The organism is Robertmurraya sp. DFI.2.37, from assembly GCF_029211245.1.
Lineage (GTDB): Bacteria > Bacillota > Bacilli > Bacillales > Cytobacillaceae > Robertmurraya > Robertmurraya methanolica_A.
The window spans coordinates 1-291 of record NZ_JARGEJ010000798.1 but is presented as its reverse complement, the minus strand read 5'-3'; the positions used below and the strand labels follow the sequence as shown (position 1 = coordinate 291).

Sequence of the window (291 nt, the reverse complement as noted above, 5' to 3'; positions counted from 1 at the left end):
ATTCCGTTATAAGTCTGTGTTTTACAAAGCCTTAACTTTATTTCCCTGTCTATGTTGCCCAAAAGACGAACCCCATTTCCTAACAGAGTAGGAATAACAGAAATGTAATATTTATCAATCATATTTTTGCTTACCAACTGCTGAACAAGATTTGCTCCGCCACAAATCCAAATATCCTTTCCTGCTTCTTGTTTTAGCCGTTCCAATAATAAAACAGGATTTTCACTTGTAAAATGAATTTGTTGGGAAGAATTGCACTCTTTATGTGTTAATACATAAGTTGTAAATTTA

Annotated in this window: 1 protein-coding gene; it reads right to left on the bottom strand. The window is 33.0% G+C overall.

From position 1 onward, the window contains the following. A partial coding sequence (locus PZE06_RS28690; protein WP_275792497.1) for a dihydrofolate reductase family protein occupies positions 1-291 on the bottom strand: 291 nt, incomplete at both ends.